The following is a 20,849-nucleotide window of genomic DNA, read 5'->3' as shown; positions in this document are numbered from 1 at the left end:
TCTTGCTTTCATGAAGACGCCGTTTAACCGTCACGTTCCCTGCCTAGTGCCGATGCACGAACACGGGGGACACAATGACACGCATCTTCACGCGGCTCGCGCTTGCGACGCTCGCCACGACCTGCTCGACCGCCGCACTGGCGCAGGCGACAACGGAGCCCGGCACGGAAGCCACGGCTTCCACCACCCCGAACGACGAGATCGTCGTCACCGCGCAGAAGCGCGAACAGCGGATCGCCGACGTTCCCGTCACCGTCACCGCGATCACCGGCGCGAAGATGGCGTCGATCGGCGTCAATTCGCTGAGCGAGGTCGCGGCTTATATTCCCGGTCTGCAGATCCAGGAGCAGAGCGCGAACAACCCGGGCTTCGTGATCCGCGGCATCACCTCAGACAACGGCTCGTCGCAGCAGGGCGCGCGCGTCACGCTATATTACAACGGCATCGACATCAGCCGGTCGCGCGGTGCGTATCAGGACCTGTTCGATCTCGAGCGGATCGAGGTCGTGAAGGGCCCGCAGGCGACGCTGTTCGGCACCGCCGCGGCAGTCGGCGCGATCAGCGTCATCTCGGCGAAACCACAGCCCGGCGTGTCGGGAGCGATCAACGGCTCGTACGGCAATTTCAACCGCACGCAGGTGTCGGGCTTCCTCAACGCCGGCAACGACGTGCTCGCGGGGCGGATCGCGTTCGCGTACAAATACCGCGACGGCTATGTCCGCAACATCGCCGGCGATCCGAAGGTCCCGAACCAGAACCAGGGGGGCGTCGACCAGGACGATCTGAACGGCCAGGACCAGCGCGGCCTGCGCGGTTCGCTGCGCTATCGCCCTAGCGACAGCATCACCGCCGATCTCGTCCTCACCTATGACGGCCAGCGCAACCCCGGCACCGCGTTCAAGAGTCGCGCGCACGCCCCGACCGGTGGTCAGACCGGCGACTACGGCTACGCCGAACTCTCGGGCTCGCCGTACAGCGCCGCGGTTCTCGGCGCACGCAAGCTTGGCCTCGACCGCAACGTCTATGACGCAAACCTGACGATCACCGCAGACCTGTCGCCGGGGATCACCTTCACGACGGTCAACGGGTACCGCCGGTTCGACGCTCTCGAAGTGTTCGATGCCGACGGCGGCCCGGCCGCGTATCTGGAATTCGCCGAGGATGCCAAGGGCGACCAGTGGAGCCATGAGAGCCGCTTCGCCTTCGAAGGACCCAAGTATCGCGCCTCGGTAGGCTGGAACACATTCTTCGAGAACGGGTATCAGCGCGTCCCGTTCGCGACCGAAGAGGGCACGTACCTCGCTTGCTCGGTCGCGGCCGCCTACGCACCGATCCGCACGGCGCTCAATGGTGCAGGCATCGCCACAGGGACGTCCTGCGTCGCACCGAACGGTACGATCCCGGCGACGCGGGCGACGGCGGCGCTCACCGGTGGCCGTGCAACCGCAATACCTTACGCCGCCGAGTTCACGAACTATGGCAGGAACAACACCTACTCGGTGTTCGCCGACGCGACCTACATCCCGGTACCCGCGCTCGAACTGACCGCCGGCGCGCGCATCCTGATCGAGGATCGCCAGTCGGGCTATTCGTCGGTGCAGCCGAACTCGGTGATCCTCGCGGCGCTCGGCATTCGCACCAGCCTGCTCGGAACCGCGAACACCAACGGCAACAAGTTCGTCGCCGAGAAGAGCTTCACCGCGATCCTGCCGCGCTTCAATGCGCTGCTGAAGCTCAATGACGACGTTAATCTCTACGCCACGATCAGCAAGGGTCGCCGCTCGCCGGTCGTCCAGCTGGCCGCGCAGAACACCGCATTCGGCGTCGGTCCGAATTTGCAGGTCGTGCCGCAGGAGAATGTCTGGAACTACGAAGGCGGCATCAAGGGGCGGGTCGGACCGTTCACCGGCGCGGCGTCGGTGTTCTACCAGACCTATGACGGCTTTCAGGTGTCGATCACCAACAACGGCGTCACCACCACGCAGAGCGCCGGTTCGGCCAAGAACCTCGGCGTCGAGCTCGAGGGAAATCTGAAGCTCGCCTCGTATCTCTCTGCCTTCGCGACGTTTTCCTATATTGATGGCGGCATCGGCGACGAGGCGGCGAACGGCGTGTTCGCGGGTAATCGCTTCCGTCTCCAGCCGGAGACGACCGCATCGGGCGGCCTGATGCTGCGGCTGCCGGTCGGTGGTGCGACGCTCTATGCGACGCCGAGCATCAACTACCGGACCAAGGTGTTCTTCGAGCTGCCGAACAGTCAGGCGGTCAGCACGCCAGGCTACACGCTCGTCAACGTGCGCGCCGGGCTCGAGTTCGCGGAAGGCCGCTACAGCGTCGGCGGCTTCGTCCGCAACGCGACCAACAAGCGCTATCTGATCGACGCCGGCAACACCGGCGGGGGCTTCGGCATCCCGACCTACATAGCCGGCGAACCGCGCTTCTACGGCATCGAACTCGGCGCGAAGTTCTGATCCGCCACTAGCCGCGACCGCACCGACTACTCATCCCCGGGGGGACCAATCATGACGTTCGAAACCATCTATACCGACGGCGATATCGACACCAATCCGACCGCCAACCCGCACCTCAACGACCTGATCGAGGTGCGGTATTCGCGTCGCCAGACCTTGATGGGCGGCATGTCGGCTACCGCCGCAGCAGTGTTCGGCGGCATGCTGCTGACCGGCTGCGACGACGACAGCGACAGCGGCGCGAGCCCCGTCACGGTCACCGCGACCGCAGGCGGCAGTGCATCGGCCGGCCGCGTGGCGACGCTGACCGGGGCCGCCATCGGCCAGGTCGACAGCGTCAGCTGGACGCAGACCGCCGGCCCGAGCGTCACGCTCGCAGGCGCAACCACGAGCACCGCGACGTTCGTCGTACCCGGTGCAGCCGCCGGCACGGTCCTGACCTTCCTGTTCACCGCCGTATCGGCGCGCGGATCGGTCACGGCCTCGACCAGCGTGACGGTGGGTGCCGCCTCGCTCGGCTTCACCGCGGTGGCGAAGAGCCTTGCCGACGTCGTCGCGGTGCCGACCGGCTATGCGGTGACGGTGCTCTACCGCCTCGGCGATCCGATAGGCAGCGGCGTCGGTGCCTATGCCAATGACGGCAGCGACACGACCTTTTCCAAGCGCGCCGGCGATCACCACGACGGCATGAGCTATTTCGGGTTGTCGGCCGCCGGCACGCCTGATGCCGACGGCAACACGCGCGGATTGCTCGTGCTCAACCACGAGAACATCACGCAGGCCTATCTTCATCCGAATGGCCCGACCACGACCGGCGGCGTCCGTCCCGAAGCCGAAGCGCTGAAGGAGATGGAGTGCCACGGCGTGTCGGTGATCGAGGTCAACCGCGCCGACGCGTGGAGCTATGTCACCACCTCGTCGTTCAACCGCCGCATCACCCCGCTGACGCCGATGAGCTTCTCGGGGCCGGTGCGCGGCGCCGACAGCCTCAAGACGCGCTACTCGCCCGATGCGACGACGGGGCGCGGCACGATCAACAATTGCGCCAACGGCACAATGCCTTGGCACACGTACCTGACGAACGAAGAGAACTGGGTCGGCTATTTCCGTCGCGAGGTCGGCGATGGCGCGCGCCGTGCAGCGAGCGGCCCGATCGGTGTAAAAGCCAACACGTCGCTCGCGCGGTATGGCAAGACCGAGAGCAGCAGCAGCACGGCTGGCAACTATGGCTGGTGGTCGGTCACGCCGGCAGACACGACCAGCACGGTCTATTCGCGCTGGAACATCACCGCGCAGGCCGGCGCCCCCGCCGACGGCACGGGCGATTTCCGCAACGAGATCTTCCAGTATGGCTGGGTCGTCGAAATCGATCCGTTCGACGCCACCTCGACGCCGCGCAAGCGTACCGCGCTGGGCCGGATGAACCATGAGGGCTGCCAGATCGGCCGGACGATCGCAGGCGTTAAGCCGGCGTTCTATATGGGCGACGATGCGCAGAACGAATATATCTACAAGTTCGTGTCGGCTACGCCGTGGTCGGCGGCAGATGCAAGCGCGGCGAACCGTCTGGCGATCGGTGACAAGTATCTCGATACCGGAACACTTTACGTTGCGAAGTTCGCAGCGGACGGTAGCGGCCAGTGGCTCCCCCTGGTCTTTGGCCAGGGACCTCTCACCTCGGCCAATGCGGCGTATCCGTTCTCGAGCCAGATCGATGTGCTGATCAATACGCGACTTGCCGCGGATGCGCTCGGTGCGACGCGGATGGATCGGCCGGAATGGACCGCGGTAAACCCGGCGACCGGCGAGATGTACTGCACGCTCACCAACAACTCGTCGCGGACCGTCGCGACCGCGGATGCGTCCAATCCGCGCGCCTATGTCGATCCGAAGACCACCACCGGCCAGACCACCGGTAACGCCAACGGCCACATCATCCGTCTGCGTGAAACCGGCGATACGTCGGAAGCGACGACCTTCGCATGGGATATCTACGCGTTCGGGGCCGGCTCCGATCTCGATGCGACCAACATCAACCTGTCGGGTCTCGATGCGAGCAACGACTTCTCGTCGCCGGACGGCCTCTGGTTCGGCCTCCCGAGCAATGCGTCGGGGACGATCGCGCCGGTAATGTGGATCGAGACCGACGACAGCGCGTATACCGACGTGACCAACTGCATGCTGCTCGCCTCGGTGCCGGGGATCGTCAACGATGGCGGTACGCGGACGGTGACGAACACGATCGGTGCGGCAACCGGCTCGGTGACGACGCGGATCGGCAAGGCACCGGGGGCGGCACTGCGGCGCTTCCTGGTCGGGCCGAAGGAATGCGAGATCACGGGCATTCACTCGACGCCGGACGGGCGGTCGTTGTTCGTCAACATCCAGCATCCGGGCGAGAATGGTGGGCCGACGAACATCACCAGCAGCTGGCCAGCCAACCAGGCGGGTGCGGTGACGGCTCCCTCGCGGCCGCGATCCTCGACGATCGTGATTACGAAGACCGACGGGGGTGTTGTGGGGCTTTAAGCTTCGGAGTTTGCTGATCCTCCCCCGCAAGGGGAAGGACCGACTAACGCACCACCCCGGCGAAGGCCGGGGCCCAATTGGGGGACGTCGCTCATCAGCGCTGTGCGTCGTTACCTCGGCTTTCCTAATGGGGCCCCGGCCTCCGCCGGGGTGGTGCATTATCGCCAAATGGTATCGTTGTCATAGGCTTGGCACTCGTCTCTCACGAGCAGCCGTAGCTATCAGACCAACCCAGCCGGAATCCGTGCGAGCGCCTCCTGCTCGATCTTCTCAAGCTCATCGCGCGTCTGGACGATCGCCTCGCGCTGCGCATCCAGCAGGTCGATCCGTTGTCGACAGCGCTCGGCGAGCGCGCGCATCTGCTCCACATGCTGCGGATCGGCGTCGTAGAGGTCGAGGAACTCCTCGATGTCGCGTAGCGTGAAGCCGAGACGTTTGCCGCGCAGGATCAGCTGCATCCGGGCGACTTCGCGCCGCGTGTAGACGCGTGTCGTGCCGATCCGGCAGGGCTCGATCAGGCCCTTGTCCTCGTAGAACCGCAACGTCCGCGCGCTCACGCCGAGCATGCGCGACACCTCCTGTATGCCGGTAAGATCATCCTGTCGGTCGTTCACGCGTCCACTCCCCTCGCCTCCGACGCCGCCGCCTTTGCGGTCTCTTCAGCGACAAGTTCCTTTTTGGATAGCTTGCCGATCAGCGTCTTGGGCAGAGTGTCGCGGATTTCTACCTCGCGGGGAAGCTCGATCTTGCTGATCTTGTCGCGCAGAAAATCGCGCAGTTCTAGCGGGGTAGCGACCAAACCTTCGGCCAGCACGACGAACGCCTTGGGGGCCTGGCCGCGATATTTGTCGGGTACGCCGATGACGACCGCTTCGAGCACCGCGGGATGTTCATACAACGCCTCCTCGATCACGCGCGGATAGACGTTGTAGCCGCCGGCGAGGATCAGATCCTTGATCCGATCGACGATGAACAGATAGCCGTCCGCGTCGAGATGCCCGACGTCGCCGGTACGCAGAGCGCCGTCTGCGAACAGCTCGGCGGTGGCGGCGGGCTTATGCCAATAGCCCTGTGTGATCTGCGGCCCCCGCGCGCAGATCTCGCCATTCTCGCCGATCGGTAGCAGCCGCGTCGGATCCTCGCGGTCGCGGATCTCGATCGTCGTGCCGGGAAACGGCAAGCCTGCCGAGCCCGGCTTGTTGCTGCCGTCGATCGGGTTGCAGGTGATGATCGGCGAGGCTTCGGACAGGCCATAGCCTTCGACGAGCTTGGCGCCGGTCGCCGCCTCGAACGCGGTGCGGACCTCGGCGGGCAGCGGTGCGCCGCCCGAGATGCACGCGTGGATCGAGGACAGGTCGATCTTCTGCGTCTCGGCAGCCGTGGTGATCGCGGCGTAGATCGTCGGTACCGCAGGAAAATAGCTCGGCTTGGTGCGGTCGATCGTCTTGAGCAATTGCTGCAATTCGAAGCGCGGCAGCAGGATCATTTCTGCGCCGGTGCGGATCGAATAGGTCAGCACGGTGGTCAGTGCGAACACGTGGAACAGCGGCAACGCACCGAGCACGCGGTCTTGGTGCGGCTGCTCGCCGCCGACGAAGACGACCATCGCATCGGCGTTCGCGACGAGATTGGCGTGACTGAGCATCGCCGCCTTGGGCTCGCCGGTCGTGCCGCCGGTATATTGCAGCACCGCGACCTCGTTCGGGGAAACGGTAACGGGGGACGGCGCACCCTTCGCCTTGAGCAGCGCGTCGAACGTGGAATGGCGCGCATCGCTCGGCGCATGGCCAATCTCGGCGCGCTTGAAGATGCGGTAGGCGATCGACTTCAGCGTCGGCAACGCGCCGGCGATCGGACAGGTGATGACGTGCTTCACGCCCATCTGCCCGGCGACTTTCAAGACGCGCGCGTGGATCTCGGCGATGTCGCAGGTGGCGATGATCGTCGCGCCCGAATCCTCGAGCAGATGCGCCAGTTCGCGCTCGACATAAAGCGGGTTGACGTTGACGACGACGCCGCCGGCCTTGAGGATCGCGAAGAACAGGATCGGATAATAGGGCGTGTTCGGCAGGCAGAGCGCAACGCGCGTGCCCTTCACGACACCCATGTCCTGGAGTCCCCGTGCTGCCCGGTCGACCGACTCGCCGAGCTCGGCATAGGTCAGCGTCCGCCCCATGAAGTCGAGCACGTTGCGCGACCCGAACCGCTGCACCGACAGGTCGAGCATGTCGCCCAGCAGCCGCGGCTCGCCCAGCAACGGTACGCCGATCGCCTTGCCCCCGGAAGTGTCCTGCATCTCGCTCTCCATAACATGGTGTGCGTAAGCCATATTGTCGGCCGCTTCACCTTGACGTAAAGGTGAGGTATCGCACCTTAAGGGTAACCCGCAAGCGTTAACCGGGTCGACCGCAATATGAGAGGATCATCGTGACCAACGTCGTCATCGCCGGGTACGCCCGTTCGCCGTTCCACCTCGCCGGCAAGGGCGAGCTCGCCCGCGTCCGTCCGGACGATCTCGCCGCGCAGACGATTCGCGGGTTGCTCGACAAGACCGGCGTCGATCCGGCGGAAATCGAGGACATCATCCTCGGCTGCGCATTCCCCGAGGGCGAGCAGGGCCTTAACGTCGCCAAGCTGATCGCGCAGATCGCCGACCTGCCGATCTCGGTCGGCGGCATGACGGTCAACCGGTTCTGCGGCTCGTCGATGAGCGCGATCCACATTGCTTACGGCCAGATCGCGGTCGGCGCGGGCGAGGCGTTCATCTGCGCGGGCCTCGAATCGATGAGCCGCGTGCCCATGGGCGGCTACAACCCCCTCCCCAACCCCGAGCTCGCGAAGAAGAGCGCGGGCGCGTACATGGGCATGGGCGAGACCGCCGAAAACGTCGCGCGGCAGTACCAGATCACCCGCGCCGAGCAGGACGCGTTCGCGGTCAAGAGCCAGGACAAGGCCGCCGCGGCGCGCGCCGATGGCCGCTTGTCCGACGAGATCGTGACGATTCAGACCAAGGCGGGCCCGGTCAGCCAGGACGGCACGATCCGCGCCGGCACGACCACCGACGCGCTCGCCGGCCTGAAGCCTGCGTTCAGCGCCGACGGTTCGGTGACCGCCGGCACGTCCTCGCCGCTGACCGACGGTGCGTCCGCGGTGCTGGTCACCTCGGAAGAGTTCGCGAAGAAGCACGGGCTGACGATCCTCGCGCGGATCAAGTCGATCGGCGTATCGGGTTGCGCGCCCGAGACGATGGGGCTTGGCCCGATCGGTGCGTCGAAGAAGGCACTGGAGCGTGCCGGGATCACCGTCGCCGACCTCGACGTGGTCGAGATCAACGAGGCGTTTGCGAGCCAGGCGATCGCCTGCATCCGCGACCTCGGCCTCAAGGACGAGACGATCAACCTCGACGGCGGCGCGATCGCGATCGGCCATCCGCTTGGCGCGACCGGCGCGCGGATCGTCGGCAAGGCGGCATCGCTGTTGGCGCGCGAGGGTGGCCGTTATGCGCTGGCGACCCAGTGCATCGGCGGCGGTCAGGGCATCGCGACGGTGCTGGAGCGCGCATGATGGTCGACGCTGTAAAAAAGGTCTGCGTCATTGGCGCAGGCGTAATGGGCGCGGGCATCGCGGCGCAGGTCGCCAATGCCGGCATCCCCGTGTTGCTGCTCGATATCGTACCCCGAGAGGGTGACGACCGCGATGCGGTGGCGAAGAGCGCGGTCGCCAAAATGCTCAAGACCGATCCCGCCCCCTTCATGTCGAAGCGTGCGGCCAAGCTGGTCGAGACGGGCAACATCGACGATCATCTGGGTCGCGTTGCCGAGTGCGACTGGATCGTCGAGGCGATCGTCGAACGGCTCGACATCAAGCAGGCACTCTACGCCAAGCTCGAGACGTTGAAGCGTCCTGGCACAGCGGTGTCGTCAAACACCTCGACGATCCCGCTTGGCAACCTCGTCGAGGGGCGGTCTGAGCAGTTCAAGGCCGACTTCCTCATCACGCACTTCTTCAACCCGCCGCGCTACATGCGGCTGGTCGAGATCGTCCGCGGCGTGGCAACCGACGTCGCGGTCGCGGAGAAGGTCGAGGATTTCGTCGATCGCTTCATGGGCAAGCGGATCGTTCGCGCGAAGGATACGCCGGGGTTCATCGCCAACCGCATCGGCACCTATTGGCTGGCGATCGCGATCAACGCGGCGATGGACCAGGGGCTGACCGTCGAGGAGGCCGATCAGATCGGTGGCCGTCCGATGGGCGTGCCGAAGACCGGGATCTTCGGGCTCGTCGACCTCGTCGGCGTCGATCTGATGCCGCTGCTGTCGAAGAGCCTCTCCTCCACGCTGCCCGCTGGCGATCCGTATTTCGATACGGTGCGTCCGCTGCCGCTGATCGACAAGATGATTGCGGACGGGTTCACCGGTCGTAAGGGCAAGGGTGGCTTCTATCGCTTCGACACGGCGACGCGGACCAAGCTGTCGCTCGACCTCGCAACCGGCGAGTATCGTGCGGAAGCCAAGCCTTCGGAGTTGCCGGGCAAGACCGGCAAGGACCTCGCCGCACTGATCGCGGAACCGGGCAAGATCGGCACCTATGCATGGTCGATTCTCGGTAACACGTTGTCCTATGCGGCCATGCTGGTCGGCGAGGCGGCGGACGATGTCGTCGCGATCGATGACGCGATGAAACTGGGGTATAACTGGAAATACGGGCCGTTCGAGCTGATCGACCGGATGGGGCCGGGTGTGCTTGCCGCGCGCCTTGCCGAAGAAGGTCGCGACGTTCCTGCCATCCTGACAACCGCGGGCAACCGCCCGTTCTACCGCGTCGAGAACGGCCAGCGTCAGTATCTCACGGCTGGCGGCGACTATGCCGACGTGCCGCGCGCGGAGGGGGTGGAACTGCTGGAGGACATCAAGCTCCGCTCGCAGCCGATCCTCACGAACCTGTCGGCCTCGCTCTGGGATGTCGGCGACGGCGTCGCGGCGCTCGAGTTCCACACCAAGATGAACGCGCTCGACGATCAGGTCGTGGCGCTGATCAACGAGGCGATCCCGGTCGTCCGCGAGCGCTTCAAGGCGCTGGTGGTGTATAACGAGGCGTCGAACTTCTCGGCGGGCGCGAACCTGGGCGCGGCGATGTTCGCGGTCGGGGCGGGCCTGTGGGACATGGTCGAGGCCAGCGTCTCGGGCGGGCAACAGGCGTACAAGGCGCTCAAATACGCGCCCTTCCCGGTCGTCAGCGCGCCTGCAGGGCTTGCGCTCGGCGGTGGCTGCGAGATCCTGCTCCACTCGGACGCGGTGCAGGCGCATGCCGAAACCTATGCCGGCCTCGTCGAGTGCGGCGTCGGGCTTGTCCCCGGCTGGGGCGGCAATGGCGAGATGCTCGACCGCTGGACCAAGTCGCGCACGCTGCCGAACGGGCCGATGCCGGTGCTGACGAAGGTGTTCCAGGCTGTCTCTACAGCTCAGGTCGCGAAGTCGGCGGCGGAGGCGAAAGAGATGATGATCCTGCGCAAGGCCGACGGCATCACGATGAACCGCGACCGGTTGCTGGCGGACGCGAAGGCCAAGGCGTTGTCGCTGGTCGAGGGCTATGCCGCGCCGGAAAAGCCGACCTTCCGCCTGGCGGGCGCGAGTGGCCGGACGGGGCTGAACATGGCGGTGGCAGACTTCCACAAGAAGGGTATGGCGACCGACTACGACCTCGTCGTCGCGGATCGTCTCGCCGAGGTGCTGACGGGTGGCGAGGCCGATCTGGTCGACACGGTGACCGAGGACCAGCTGCTTGATCTGGAGCGCGCGGCGTTCATGGCCAGCGTCAAGGATCCGCGGACGCAGGCGCGAGTCGTGCATATGCTGCAGACCGGCAAGCCGCTGCGGAACTGACCGTTCGTCATCCCCGCGCAGGCGGGGACTCATTTCGGCTGGCTTTGTGGCATCATCGCAACGTCAGCCAATATGGGTTCCCGCCTCCGCGGGAATGACGGGGATAGGGATGTGAACACTTTTTCACCGCTCAGAATCAGTAAGAAGACTTGACTTGTCTTCGTACAATTCTAGTCGGGACCAAGAACTGCCGTATACGGCAACAAGGTCGCGATAACGTCGGCGACCTGACGAGATTTTAACGACCGTACACATACGGCGTCCCCATAATTCTAGGAGAGGATAGAAGATGTCCCTGTTTCTTATCGCCGCGATGCTCGCTGGCGCACCTGCCACCGCCGAGACCGTCATTGGCCGCTGGAAGACCGAGACGCACAACGCCATCGTCGAGATCGCCCGCTGCGGCCCGTCGATCTGCGGCAAGATCCTCACCTCCGACGCACTGCGTGCCAACCCTTCGATGAAGGATGCGAACAACTCGAACACAGCGCTGCGCAATCGCCCGATCCAGGGGATGCAGATGCTCAGCGGGTTCAAGCCGGACTCGGATGGCGTCTGGAGCAGCGGTCAGGTCTACAATGCCGAGGACGGCAAGACCTATAGCGGCAAGATCACGCCGCTCGGTGCGAACCAGCTGAAGCTGCGCGGCTGCGTCTTCTTCCCGCTCTGCAAGACCCAGACCTGGACGCGCGTGCGCTGAGGCGCGGCTTCCACCTCCCTATTATCAGTATAGCTTTCAGGACCTTATCTATGATTTTTCGCGCTAAAGCTCCGCTTCTCGCGGTATCCGCGCTCGTGTCCGCTTTCGGATTCGCCAGCACTGCCTACGCCGACGCCTTCTATCTCCAGGCACAGTCCGCGCGGGGCGCCGGTCGCGCATTCTCGGGTGAAGGCGCCGATACCGGCCCTGACTCGCTGTGGTGGAACCCGGCCGCGATCGCCGGTATCCGCGACGGTAGCGCGACACTGAGCGCCAGTGCGATCCTGCCCAAGGGTGACGTCGTCGATACCGGCACGCTGATCGGCCGGCCAACCTTCTCGCCCACGACTGGCCGGCCAACCGGGTTCAACTACGCGCCGGTCGGCGGCAACGGTACGTCGAGCGATCCGATCAACAAGGGTGTCGTCCCGTCGGGCGCGATCGCCTATCCGCTGACCGACCGGATCGCGATCGGCCTGGCGGTGACGTCGCCGTTCAGCTTTACCACCAATTACGAAGCGAACAGCTGGGCACGCTACAGCGCGGACAAGACCCGGCTGCGGACGATCGACATCCAGCCGTCGATCGGCGCTGCAGTGACCGACTGGCTGCGCGTCGGTGGTGCGCTGAACGTCGAATATACCGACGCCACGCTTAATAACGCGCTTCCCAATCTGTCCGCGGCGCTGCCCGACGGCTTCCAGGAGCTGAAGGGTGACGGCTGGGACTTCGGCTGGACCGCAGGCGTGCAGCTGCACAACGACTTCGCCACCGTCGGCGTCAGCTACAAGTCGAGCATCCGCCACAATTTGAAGGGCAGCCTGAACATCACCGGGCTGGTCGGTCCGCTGGCAAGCTCGAACGTTTCGATCGATGGCGCCAAGGCGAGCTTCAACACGCCGGGCCAGGTGATCGTCGCCGGTCGCATCCGCGCCACCAACGCGCTGACGCTCAACGCACAGGTCGTCGCGTATAACTGGAGCAAGTTCGACACGATCGACCTCGGTGCCCCGCTGAACACCGCGATCCCCGAGAACTACCAGGACAGCTGGAGCCTCGCAGGCGGCTTCGACTACGCCGTCACCCCCAAGGCGACGATCCGTGCGGGTGTCCAGCGCACCAAGACGCCGACGCAGGACGGTCTCCGCGACGCCCGCGTACCCGATGCCGACCGCTGGACCTATGCAGCGGGTGGGTCGTACCAGTTGACCTCGCGCATCGCGCTCGACGCCGCGGCGCAATATGTCGACTTCGAGAACACCACGATCGACCGCAGGACGGCCGCCTATGTCGGCACCGCTGCACAGACGAACATCCTGACCTCGGGCGCACTGCGCGATGCGTCGGCCGTCGTGCTGTCGCTGGGTGGCCGGCTGAGCTTCTAACGAATAATCCTCCCCCGTCAGGGGGAGGTGGCACCGCAGGTGACGGAGGGGGAGGATACGGAACAGAAGTTATCCCTTACCTCCCCCTCCGTCTGGCAAGTGCCAGCCACCTCCCCCTGGCGGGGGAGGATTTTATACCTCGACCAATCTCAAACCCTCGGCGTAGACGCGCTGCTTGGCCGCGTACGACGCGGCGGACATCTTCAGCCCCGCAATCGCCTCCGGGGAGAGTTCGCGCACTGCCTTTGCCGGCGCGCCGACGATCAGGCTCCCGGCCGGAAACACCTTCCCCTCGGTCACCAGCGCGTTCGCACCGATCAGGCAATTCTCGCCGATCACCGCGTTGTTGAGGATCGTCGCGCCCATCCCGACCAGCACATTGTCGCCGATCGTGCAGCCGTGGAGGATCGCGTGATGGCCCACCGTGCAGGCTTCACCGACGGTCAGCGGCGCGCCCGGATCGGAGTGCAGCATCGCGCCCTCCTGGATGTTGGTCCGCGCACCGACGAGGATTGGTGTGTTGTCGGCGCGGATCACCGTGCCGAACCAGACGCTCGCCCCCTCCCCTAGTCGCGCGTCGCCGATCACATCGGCCGACGGCGCAACCCAGACGTCGTCGGCCAGCGTCGGTCGTTTCCCCTCAATCGCGTAGAGTGGCATCAGGCAGCGTCCCTTTCCTTTGCCCGCGCGCGGAACGCGTGGAGCAGCGGTTCGGTATAGCCGCTCGGCTGCGTCAGGCCATCGAACACGAGCGCGCGGGCGGCCTGGAACGCAAGGCTCTCGTCCTCACGCCCTGCCATCGGCCGATACAGCGGATCGCCCGCATTCTGCGCATCGACCTTCGCCGCCATCTGCCGCAGCGCCGCATCCGCCTCGTCGGGCGTGGCGATGCCGTGGAGCAGCCAGTTCGCCATGTGCTGCGAACTGATCCGCAGCGTCGCGCGGTCCTCCATCAGGCCGATATCGTGGATATCGGGCACCTTCGAACAGCCGACACCCTGATCGACCCAGCGCACCACGTACCCCAGGATACCCTGTGCGTTGTTCTCCAGTTCCTCGCGCACCTCGTCGGGCTGCCAGTTGTGCCCGGTCGCGACCGGAATCGTCAGCAGCGCGTCGAGCGACGCGATCGGCTCGGCCTTGCGCTCCGCCTGCCGCGCGAACACGTCGACGCGGTGGTAATGCGTCGCGTGCAGCGTGGCGGCGGTCGGCGATGGCACCCACGCGGTGTTCGCGCCGGTCATCGGATGCGCGATCTTCTGCTCGAGCATATCCGCCATCCGGTCGGGCGCGGCCCACATCCCCTTGCCGATCTGCGCCTTGCCGCTGAGCCCGCAGGCGAGACCGATCTGGACGTTGCGATCCTCATACGCCTTGATCCACGACGAGGCCTTCATGTCGCCCTTGCGGATCATCGGGCCGGCACGCATCGAGGTGTGCATCTCGTCGCCGGTGCGATCGAGGAAGCCGGTGTTGATGAACACGACGCGGTCCTTCACGGCGGCGATGCATGCGGCGAGGTTGGCGGAGGTGCGGCGTTCCTCGTCCATCACGCCGACCTTGATCGTGTGGCGCGCAAGGCCGAGCAGGTCTTCGATCGCGTCGAACAGCCGGTTGGTGAAGGCGGCTTCGTCGGGGCCATGCATCTTCGGCTTGACGATGTAGATCGAGCCCGCGCGGCTGTTGCGGATCGGGCCGGTGCCGTTCAGATCGTGCAGCGCGATCAGCGACGTGACGATGCCGTCGAGGATGCCTTCGGGTGCCTCGCTGCCGTCGGCAAGTAAGATCGCGGGCGTGGTCATCAGGTGCCCGACGTTGCGCACGAACATCAGGCTGCGGCCGGGGAGCGTGAACGCGCTGCCGTCGGGCGCGGTGTAGTGGCGGTCCGTTTCGAGCCTGCGCGTGACTGTGTGCCCGCCCTTGTCGAAGCTGGCGGTCAGGTCGCCCTTCATCAGCCCTAGCCAATTGGCATAGGCGGCGACCTTGTCCTCGGCATCGACCGCGGCGATTGAGTCCTCGAGATCGGCAATCGTGCTGAGTGCGGATTCGAGGACGACGTCGGCGAGGTTTGCGGGGTCGTCGCAGCCGATCGGGTGCTCAGAGTCGATCACGAGTTCGATGTGCAGACCGTTGTGACGCAACAGGATATTGTCGCCCGCATGCCCGACGAGCTGGCTCGGCTCGGCGAGCTCGGGTGTGCCACCGGTCCAGCCGGTCCACGATCCGTTTGCCAACTGCACCGCATCGTCTAGAAACGCCTTCGCCCAGGCGATCACCAGCGCGCCACGTGCCGCGTCATACCCCTTGCCTGACGCCGCACCGGGAATGGCGTCGGTGCCGTAGAGCGCGTCGTACAGGCTCCCCCAACGCGCGTTTGCGGCGTTCAACAGGAAGCGGGCGTTGCGAATCGGCACCACCAACTGCGCGCCGGCGAGCGAGGCAACCTCCGCATCGACGTTGGTCGGGGCGACCGCGAACGGCGCAGGCTCGTCGACTAGATAGCCGATTTCGCGGAGAAACGCTTGGTACTCCGCCTGGTCGATCGGCTTGCCGGTGCGGGCTTCGTGCCACGCGTCGATCTTAGCCTGAAGGTCATCGCGGACAGCGAGCAGCGCGGCGTTCTTTGGCGCGAACCGGGCGTAGATATCGGACACGCCTTGCCAGAACGCGGCGGCATCGAGACCCGTCCCCGGCAACGCCTGTGTCTCGATGAAGTCCACGAGCGATGCGGCGATCTTCAGACCTGCCTTTTCGACAATCTCGGCCATGCTGCTCTCCTATGCTTTCGCAGCACGATAGACGCCCGCCACCTTCGCCACTAGACACTACAAACCGAAAGCTGTTGATCGCCTGGAGAACGAATGGACCCCGATATCGTCCTCTTCGCCGAAGTCGTCCGCACCGCCAGCCTCAGCGCGGCGGGGCGTTCGATGGGTATCTCGCCGGCAATGGTGTCAAAGCGGATCGCGCGGCTGGAGGCACGGCTCGGTGTGCGATTGCTCAACAGAACGACGCGCCGCCTCGACCTCACCGCACGCGGCGCCGCGTATCACCGCGACATGGTGGAGATCCTCGCGGCGATCCGCGACGCTGAGGCGCGGGTGTCGGACCGCACGGATACGCCGGCCGGACCGCTACGGGTCAGCGCGCCCACGTCGTTCGGTCGCCTCCACATCGCGCCGCACCTGAAGCCGTTTCTCGATGCGTATCCGGGGATCGAACTCGACCTAGATCTGTCGGACGGCTTCTCGGACGTCATCGGCGACCGGCTCGACCTCGCGATCCGGATCGCCCCAGCCGTGCCGTCAAGCCTGACCGGCCATCGCCTCGCCGACAGCCGTCGCGTCCTCTGCGCCGCGCCCAGCTACCGCCCACCAATCGATGCGGCCGATCTTACGGAACACCGCCTGCTTGCAGCGAAAGGCCAGATGCCGTGGCGCTTGGCCGGACCCGATGGCGACGTCACGATCGATCGCCCGAGCTATGTTGCGACCAATTCGAGCGAGGTGGTGCGCGAACTCACGCTGGCGGGCGTCGGCATCGCGCTGCGCTCGCTATGGGATGTCAGCGCGGACTTGGCGGGCGGTCGCCTCGTGCGTGTCCTCCCGGAACTCGCCGGTTCGGCAGACGTCGGCATCTATGCGGTGCACGCGCGCGGGCCGGTGTCGTCCGGTACCACCGCGCTACTCGATTACCTGCGTGGTCTCTGGTCGCCAACGCCGCCGTGGGAGTCCTGAACGAGGTCGATCGTCACCGCATCGATCCGTCTCAGCATCGCCACGAACTGCTCTACCTCTGCGCCTGAGAACCCGGCGAAGATCCGGCGCTCCAGATCGAGCGCTTTTGGCGCGACCGAGGCGTAAAGCGTGTGACCATCACCTGTGAGCTTCAACAGATGCGAGCGGCGATCCTCGGGGTTCGCATGCCGCTGCATCAGCCCGCGTTCGACCAGCGCGATCGCCGCGCGGCTGACGGTCACCTTGTCCATCCGGGTCTGCTGGCCGACCTGCTGCTGCGTGATTCCGTCCGCTTCGGCGACCACAGCGACCAGCCGCCACTCCGGGATCGTCAGCCCGAACAGCGCCTCGTACGTATCCGCCACCGCCTCGCTGACGAGGTTCGAAGTGATCGACAGGCGATACGGGATGAAATCGTCCAGGACGAGTGCGCGGTCAGCCATATGGAAATCGTAACGATTGACACCAGTTGTTCAACCCGCCAGATTGGTAACAACGGATACCAACTGTCAGGATGTGATCATGGACCATATGGACGTAAACCCGATGGGTCTCGACGGGTTCGAGTTCGCCGAATTCACCTCGCCCGATCCCGACCGGATGGCCGCGCAGTTCGAGCAGTTCGGCTTCGTCGCTGCCTCGACCCACCCAACCAAGGCGGTCACGCGCTACAAGCAGGGCCGCATCAACCTGCTCCTCAACCGTGAGGACGGTGGTCATGCGGCGGCGTTCCGTGCGGAACACGGCCCGTCGGCGAGCGGCATGGCGTTCCGCGTCCATGACGCCAAGGAAGCGTTCGACGCGGCGCTCGCACGCGGCGCCAAGGCGGCCGATGCCAGCATGGGCGCGCTCGGCGAGGGCAGCTATGTGCTCGAAGGGATCGGCGGTTCCCTGCTGTATCTGGTCGACAAGCATGGCGCGGCCGGCAGCCTGTATGACGACTGGAACGCGGTTCCGGGCGCGGCCGAAGCGGAGGCCGCTAACAACGTCGGCCTCGATCTGCTCGATCACCTCACGCACAACGTGAAGCGTGGCCAGATGAGGACCTGGGCCGAGTTCTACGGCCAGATCTTCGGCTTCGAGGAGCAGAAGTATTTCGACATCAAGGGCAAGGCGACCGGTCTGTTCAGCCAGGCGATGATCGCGCCCGACCGCGCGATCCGCATCCCGCTCAACGAGAGCCAGGACGACAAGAGCCAGATCGAGGAATTCATCAAGGATTACAACGGCGAGGGCATCCAGCATCTGGCGCTGACCACCGACGATATCTTCGAGACGGTCGAGAAACTGCGCGCGCGCGGCGTCAAGCTGCAGGACACGATCGAGACCTATTACGAGCTGGTCGACAAGCGCGTGCCGAACCACGGCCACGACCTCGAACGCCTGCGCCGCAACCGCATCCTGATCGACGGTAACGTAGGCGAGGAGGGGCTGTTGCTGCAGATCTTCACCGAAAACATGTTCGGGCCGATCTTCTTCGAAATCATCCAGCGCAAGGGGAATGAGGGCTTCGGCAACGGCAATTTCCAGGCGTTGTACGAGAGCATCGAGTTGGACCAGATCCGTCGCGGTGTGATCACCGTCGACGCCTGATCGAGGATCGAGGCGCAGCTTCGGTCGAGATGCAGCGCGCAGGCGCTGCATCTCGACCGGCCGGCGCGGACGAGGCCGCCCCACAGGGCGCGGCTTCGCCGTGACCGACGGGGTCGCGGTTCGAAAAGAGTTTGAACGGCCGGCGGGTCGGGCGTTGATCGGAACAGGTGACGGAGAGGAAGCCATGACAATCCACCAGCCGACCAATGCCGCAGGCGAAACCGCCGGCCAGACCGAAGACAGCGCGACGTACCAGCCCGGCTTCGGCAATCACGTATCCACCGAGGCGATCCCTGGCGCGCTCCCGATAGGCCGCAATGCGCCGCAGCGCCCCGCGTTCGGCCTCTATACCGAGCAGCTCTCCGGCACCGCCTTCACCGCACCGCGCCACGAGAACCGCCGCAGCTGGCTCTACCGGATGCGCCCAACCGCCGAGCATCCGCCGTTCGAGCGCTACACCGGCGCCGAGCGGTTCGCGCCGGGCACCACCGAAGCGCCGCTCGCGCCCAATCGCCTGCGCTGGGATCCGATCGCGGCCCCCGCCCCGGATACTGACCTGATCGACGGCATGACGACGATGCTTGCCAACCGCGATCCCGCCGACCTCGAAGGCGTGGCGCTCCACGTCTACGCGGCCAATACCGACATGACCGACCGCGTTTTCATGGATGCAGACGGCGAACTGCTGTTCGTGCCGCAGGCCGGACGGCTCCGGTTGCTGACCGAACTCGGCCTAATCGACATCGCCCCCGGCCAGATCGCGCTGATCCCGCGCGGCGTCCGCTTCCGCGCCGAACTCCCCGATGGCGAAGCGCGCGGGTATGTCGCGGAGAATCACGGTGCGCTGTTCCGGCTGCCCGATCTGGGGCCGATCGGCGCCAACGGGCTCGCCAACCCGCGCGATTTTGAGACGCCGGTCGCCTGGTTCGAGGATCGCGACGAGCCGGTCGAGGTCGTTCAGAAGTTCATGGGATCGCTGTGGACGACTACGCTCGATCACTCGCCGCTCGACGTCGTCGCGTGGCACGGCAATCTCGCGCCGTGGCGCTACGACCTGTCGCGGTTCAACACGATCAACACGGTCAGCTTCGATCATCCCGATCCGTCGATCTTCACACTGCTGACCTCGCCAAGCGACGTGCCCGGCCGCGCGAACGCCGATTTCGTGATCTTCCCGCCGCGCTGGATGGTCGCCGAGGGTACGTTCCGGCCGCCCTGGTTCCACCGCAACGTCATGTCCGAAGCGATGGGGCTGATCACCGGCGCGTACGATGCGAAGGCCGAAGGGTTCGCGCCGGGCGGCATTTCGCTGCACAATCTGATGTCCGGCCACGGCCCGGATCTGGCGAGCTGGCAGGGTGCGAGTGCGGCGGACCTGAAGCCGCACAAGATCGACGGGACGATGGCGTTCATGCTGGAGAGCTGCTGGCCGTACAAGCCGACCGCCTTTGCGCTGGAGCATTCGCAACTCGATTACGATGCGGTCTGGTCGGATTTCCCCAAGGCGATCCTGCCGAAGTGAGCCTTACGCTGCACGGCTACTGGCGCTCAACCAGCGCCTACCGCGTCCGCATCGCGCTTGCGCTGAAGGGCGTGGCTTATGCGCAGGTTACGCACGACCTTCGCAAAGGTGCGCAACGCGAGGCGGGGTATCGCGCGCTCAACCCGCAGGGGCTCGTGCCGGCGCTGGAGATAGACGACGTGGTCCTGACGCAGAGCCCCGCGATCCTTGAATGGATCGACGAGGTGTATCCCGATCCGCCGCTGCTGCCCGTGGACGCCACAGACAGGGCCATCGTCCGTGCAATGGCCGCGACGATCGCGTGCGACATTCATCCGGTGAACAATCTTCGTATCCTGAACGCGTTGCGCACCGAGTTCGGGGCGGACGAGGCGGCGGTGAACCGATGGATCGCACGCTGGATCGGCGACGGTTTCGCCGCGCTGGAGACGCTGATCGCGCGGCACGGCGACGGCTTTGCGTTTGGTGCGACGCCGACGATCGCCGATTGCCATCTGGTGCCGCAGGTCTATTCGGCCGAGCGGTTCGCGGTCGATCTCTCACCCTATCCGCACCTCAAGGTCGCTGCTGACAACGCCCGCGCCCTGCCCGCTTTTGCTGCCGCGCATCCGGACCAGCAACCGGACGCGGATCGCGCATGAGCGACGGGGAACGGCTGACCACTACGCCCGGCGGGATCAAGCTCGCGCCGCTCGATGCGATCGTGGACGGCAAGGCGCGAAATTTCGTGCTCCAGATGCGTGCCGGGCGCTTCCATGGCTTCGTCGTGCGCAAGGACGGCGCGGTGGTCGGCTATGTCGACCGCTGTCCGCACATGGGCCTGCCGCTCGCGCAGGTCCTCGACGACTATCTCACGCCGCGTGGCGACCTGATCGCGTGCAGTTGGCACTCCGCGCTGTTCGAGATCGACAGCGGCGCGTGCGTCGGCGGACCGTGCGGGGGCACGCGACTGACGCCCTGGCCCGTCACGGTGGTCGACGGGATGATCGTCACCGCAGGCTGACGCGGCGGGCGACTTGCGCTAAGGGAG

General features: G+C 65.6%; 16 protein-coding genes. 11 read left to right on the top strand and 5 right to left on the bottom strand.

Features of this window, described 5'->3' with window-relative positions; genetic code table 11:
• Window positions 1–74 precede the first annotated feature (74 nt).
• Together C8J43_RS12115 and C8J43_RS12110 are read left to right on the top strand one after the other, a co-directional pair.
• Window positions 75–2,471, top strand: coding sequence for a TonB-dependent receptor (locus C8J43_RS12115; protein WP_133031113.1), 2,397 nt, complete (start codon window positions 75–77; stop codon window positions 2,469–2,471).
• 51 nt (window positions 2,472–2,522) lie between these two features.
• Window positions 2,523–5,000 carry a PhoX family phosphatase gene (locus C8J43_RS12110; protein WP_133031112.1) on the top strand — a complete coding sequence of 826 codons (2,478 nt, stop codon included), beginning with the start codon at window positions 2,523–2,525 and terminating at the stop codon, window positions 4,998–5,000.
• A 221-nt stretch (window positions 5,001–5,221) separates the two neighbouring features.
• Here the strand turns inward: C8J43_RS12110 and C8J43_RS12105 are convergent, their stop codons facing one another.
• Both C8J43_RS12105 and C8J43_RS12100 read right to left on the bottom strand, forming a co-directional pair.
• Entirely contained in the window at window positions 5,222–5,614 is a 393-nt protein-coding gene (locus C8J43_RS12105; RefSeq protein ID WP_056049160.1) for a MerR family DNA-binding transcriptional regulator, read from the bottom strand.
• The gene (locus C8J43_RS12100) at window positions 5,611–7,296 is read right to left on the bottom strand and encodes a long-chain fatty acid--CoA ligase (protein WP_243645557.1); all 1,686 of its coding nucleotides are present in this window, start codon (window positions 7,294–7,296) and stop codon (window positions 5,611–5,613) included. Before C8J43_RS12100 ends, C8J43_RS12105 begins: the two co-directional genes overlap by 4 nt.
• A 131-nt stretch (window positions 7,297–7,427) precedes the next feature.
• Here C8J43_RS12100 and C8J43_RS12095 point away from each other — a divergent pair, with 131 nt between their 5' ends.
• The 4 genes from C8J43_RS12095 to C8J43_RS12080 all read left to right on the top strand — a co-directional run bounded on the left by C8J43_RS12095 (window position 7,428) and on the right by C8J43_RS12080 (window position 12,967).
• Window positions 7,428–8,564 (top strand): thiolase family protein, encoded by a 1,137-nt coding sequence (locus C8J43_RS12095; RefSeq protein ID WP_133031111.1) that lies wholly within the window; start codon window positions 7,428–7,430, stop codon window positions 8,562–8,564.
• Window positions 8,564–10,882, top strand: a complete 2,319-nt coding sequence (locus tag C8J43_RS12090; RefSeq protein WP_133031445.1) for a 3-hydroxyacyl-CoA dehydrogenase/enoyl-CoA hydratase family protein — start codon at window positions 8,564–8,566, stop codon at window positions 10,880–10,882. The genes C8J43_RS12095 and C8J43_RS12090 overlap by 1 nt, the downstream gene beginning before the upstream one ends.
• A gap of 289 nt (window positions 10,883–11,171) precedes the next feature.
• Window positions 11,172–11,582 carry a DUF2147 domain-containing protein gene (locus C8J43_RS12085; protein WP_133031110.1) on the top strand — a complete coding sequence of 137 codons (411 nt, stop codon included), beginning with the start codon at window positions 11,172–11,174 and terminating at the stop codon, window positions 11,580–11,582.
• A 50-nt stretch (window positions 11,583–11,632) separates the two neighbouring features.
• A complete protein-coding gene (locus C8J43_RS12080) occupies window positions 11,633–12,967 on the top strand; it encodes a porin (RefSeq protein ID WP_133031109.1) in 1,335 nt (444 codons plus the stop codon).
• A 132-nt stretch (window positions 12,968–13,099) separates the two neighbouring features.
• Here C8J43_RS12080 and C8J43_RS12075 read toward each other — a convergent pair whose 3' ends face one another.
• Both C8J43_RS12075 and C8J43_RS12070 read right to left on the bottom strand, forming a co-directional pair.
• On the bottom strand, window positions 13,100–13,627 hold the full coding sequence (locus C8J43_RS12075; RefSeq protein ID WP_133031108.1) for a gamma carbonic anhydrase family protein: 528 nt from the start codon (window positions 13,625–13,627) through the stop codon (window positions 13,100–13,102).
• On the bottom strand, window positions 13,627–15,735 hold the full coding sequence (locus C8J43_RS12070) for a malate synthase G (RefSeq protein WP_133031107.1): 2,109 nt from the start codon (window positions 15,733–15,735) through the stop codon (window positions 13,627–13,629). Before C8J43_RS12070 ends, C8J43_RS12075 begins: the two co-directional genes overlap by 1 nt.
• A 93-nt stretch (window positions 15,736–15,828) precedes the next feature.
• Here C8J43_RS12070 and C8J43_RS12065 point away from each other — a divergent pair, with 93 nt between their 5' ends.
• Entirely contained in the window at window positions 15,829–16,704 is an 876-nt protein-coding gene (locus C8J43_RS12065) for a LysR family transcriptional regulator (protein ID WP_133031106.1), read from the top strand.
• Here the strand turns inward: C8J43_RS12065 and C8J43_RS12060 are convergent.
• Complete coding sequence (locus C8J43_RS12060; RefSeq protein ID WP_060525429.1) at window positions 16,659–17,147, bottom strand: MarR family winged helix-turn-helix transcriptional regulator; 489 nt, start codon at window positions 17,145–17,147, stop codon at window positions 16,659–16,661. The genes C8J43_RS12065 and C8J43_RS12060 overlap by 46 nt on opposite strands.
• A gap of 79 nt (window positions 17,148–17,226) precedes the next feature.
• Here C8J43_RS12060 and hppD point away from each other — a divergent pair, with 79 nt between their 5' ends.
• The 4 genes from hppD to C8J43_RS12040 all read left to right on the top strand — a co-directional run bounded on the left by hppD (window position 17,227) and on the right by C8J43_RS12040 (window position 20,822).
• Window positions 17,227–18,297, top strand: a complete 1,071-nt coding sequence (hppD, locus tag C8J43_RS12055) for a 4-hydroxyphenylpyruvate dioxygenase (RefSeq protein ID WP_133031105.1) — start codon at window positions 17,227–17,229, stop codon at window positions 18,295–18,297.
• A gap of 184 nt (window positions 18,298–18,481) precedes the next feature.
• A complete protein-coding gene (gene hmgA, locus C8J43_RS12050) occupies window positions 18,482–19,819 on the top strand; it encodes a homogentisate 1,2-dioxygenase (protein ID WP_133031104.1) in 1,338 nt (445 codons plus the stop codon).
• On the top strand, window positions 19,816–20,460 hold the full coding sequence (gene maiA, locus C8J43_RS12045; RefSeq protein WP_133031103.1) for a maleylacetoacetate isomerase: 645 nt from the start codon (window positions 19,816–19,818) through the stop codon (window positions 20,458–20,460). The genes hmgA and maiA overlap by 4 nt, the downstream gene beginning before the upstream one ends.
• Window positions 20,457–20,822 (top strand): Rieske (2Fe-2S) protein, encoded by a 366-nt coding sequence (locus C8J43_RS12040; RefSeq protein WP_133031102.1) that lies wholly within the window; start codon window positions 20,457–20,459, stop codon window positions 20,820–20,822. Before maiA ends, C8J43_RS12040 begins: the two co-directional genes overlap by 4 nt.
• Window positions 20,823–20,849: the final 27 nt, after the last annotated feature.

The sequence above is a fragment of the Sphingomonas sp. PP-CE-1G-424 genome, assembly GCF_004341085.1.
Lineage (GTDB): Bacteria > Pseudomonadota > Alphaproteobacteria > Sphingomonadales > Sphingomonadaceae > Sphingomonas.
This window is presented reverse-complemented; position numbering and strand designations above follow the sequence as displayed.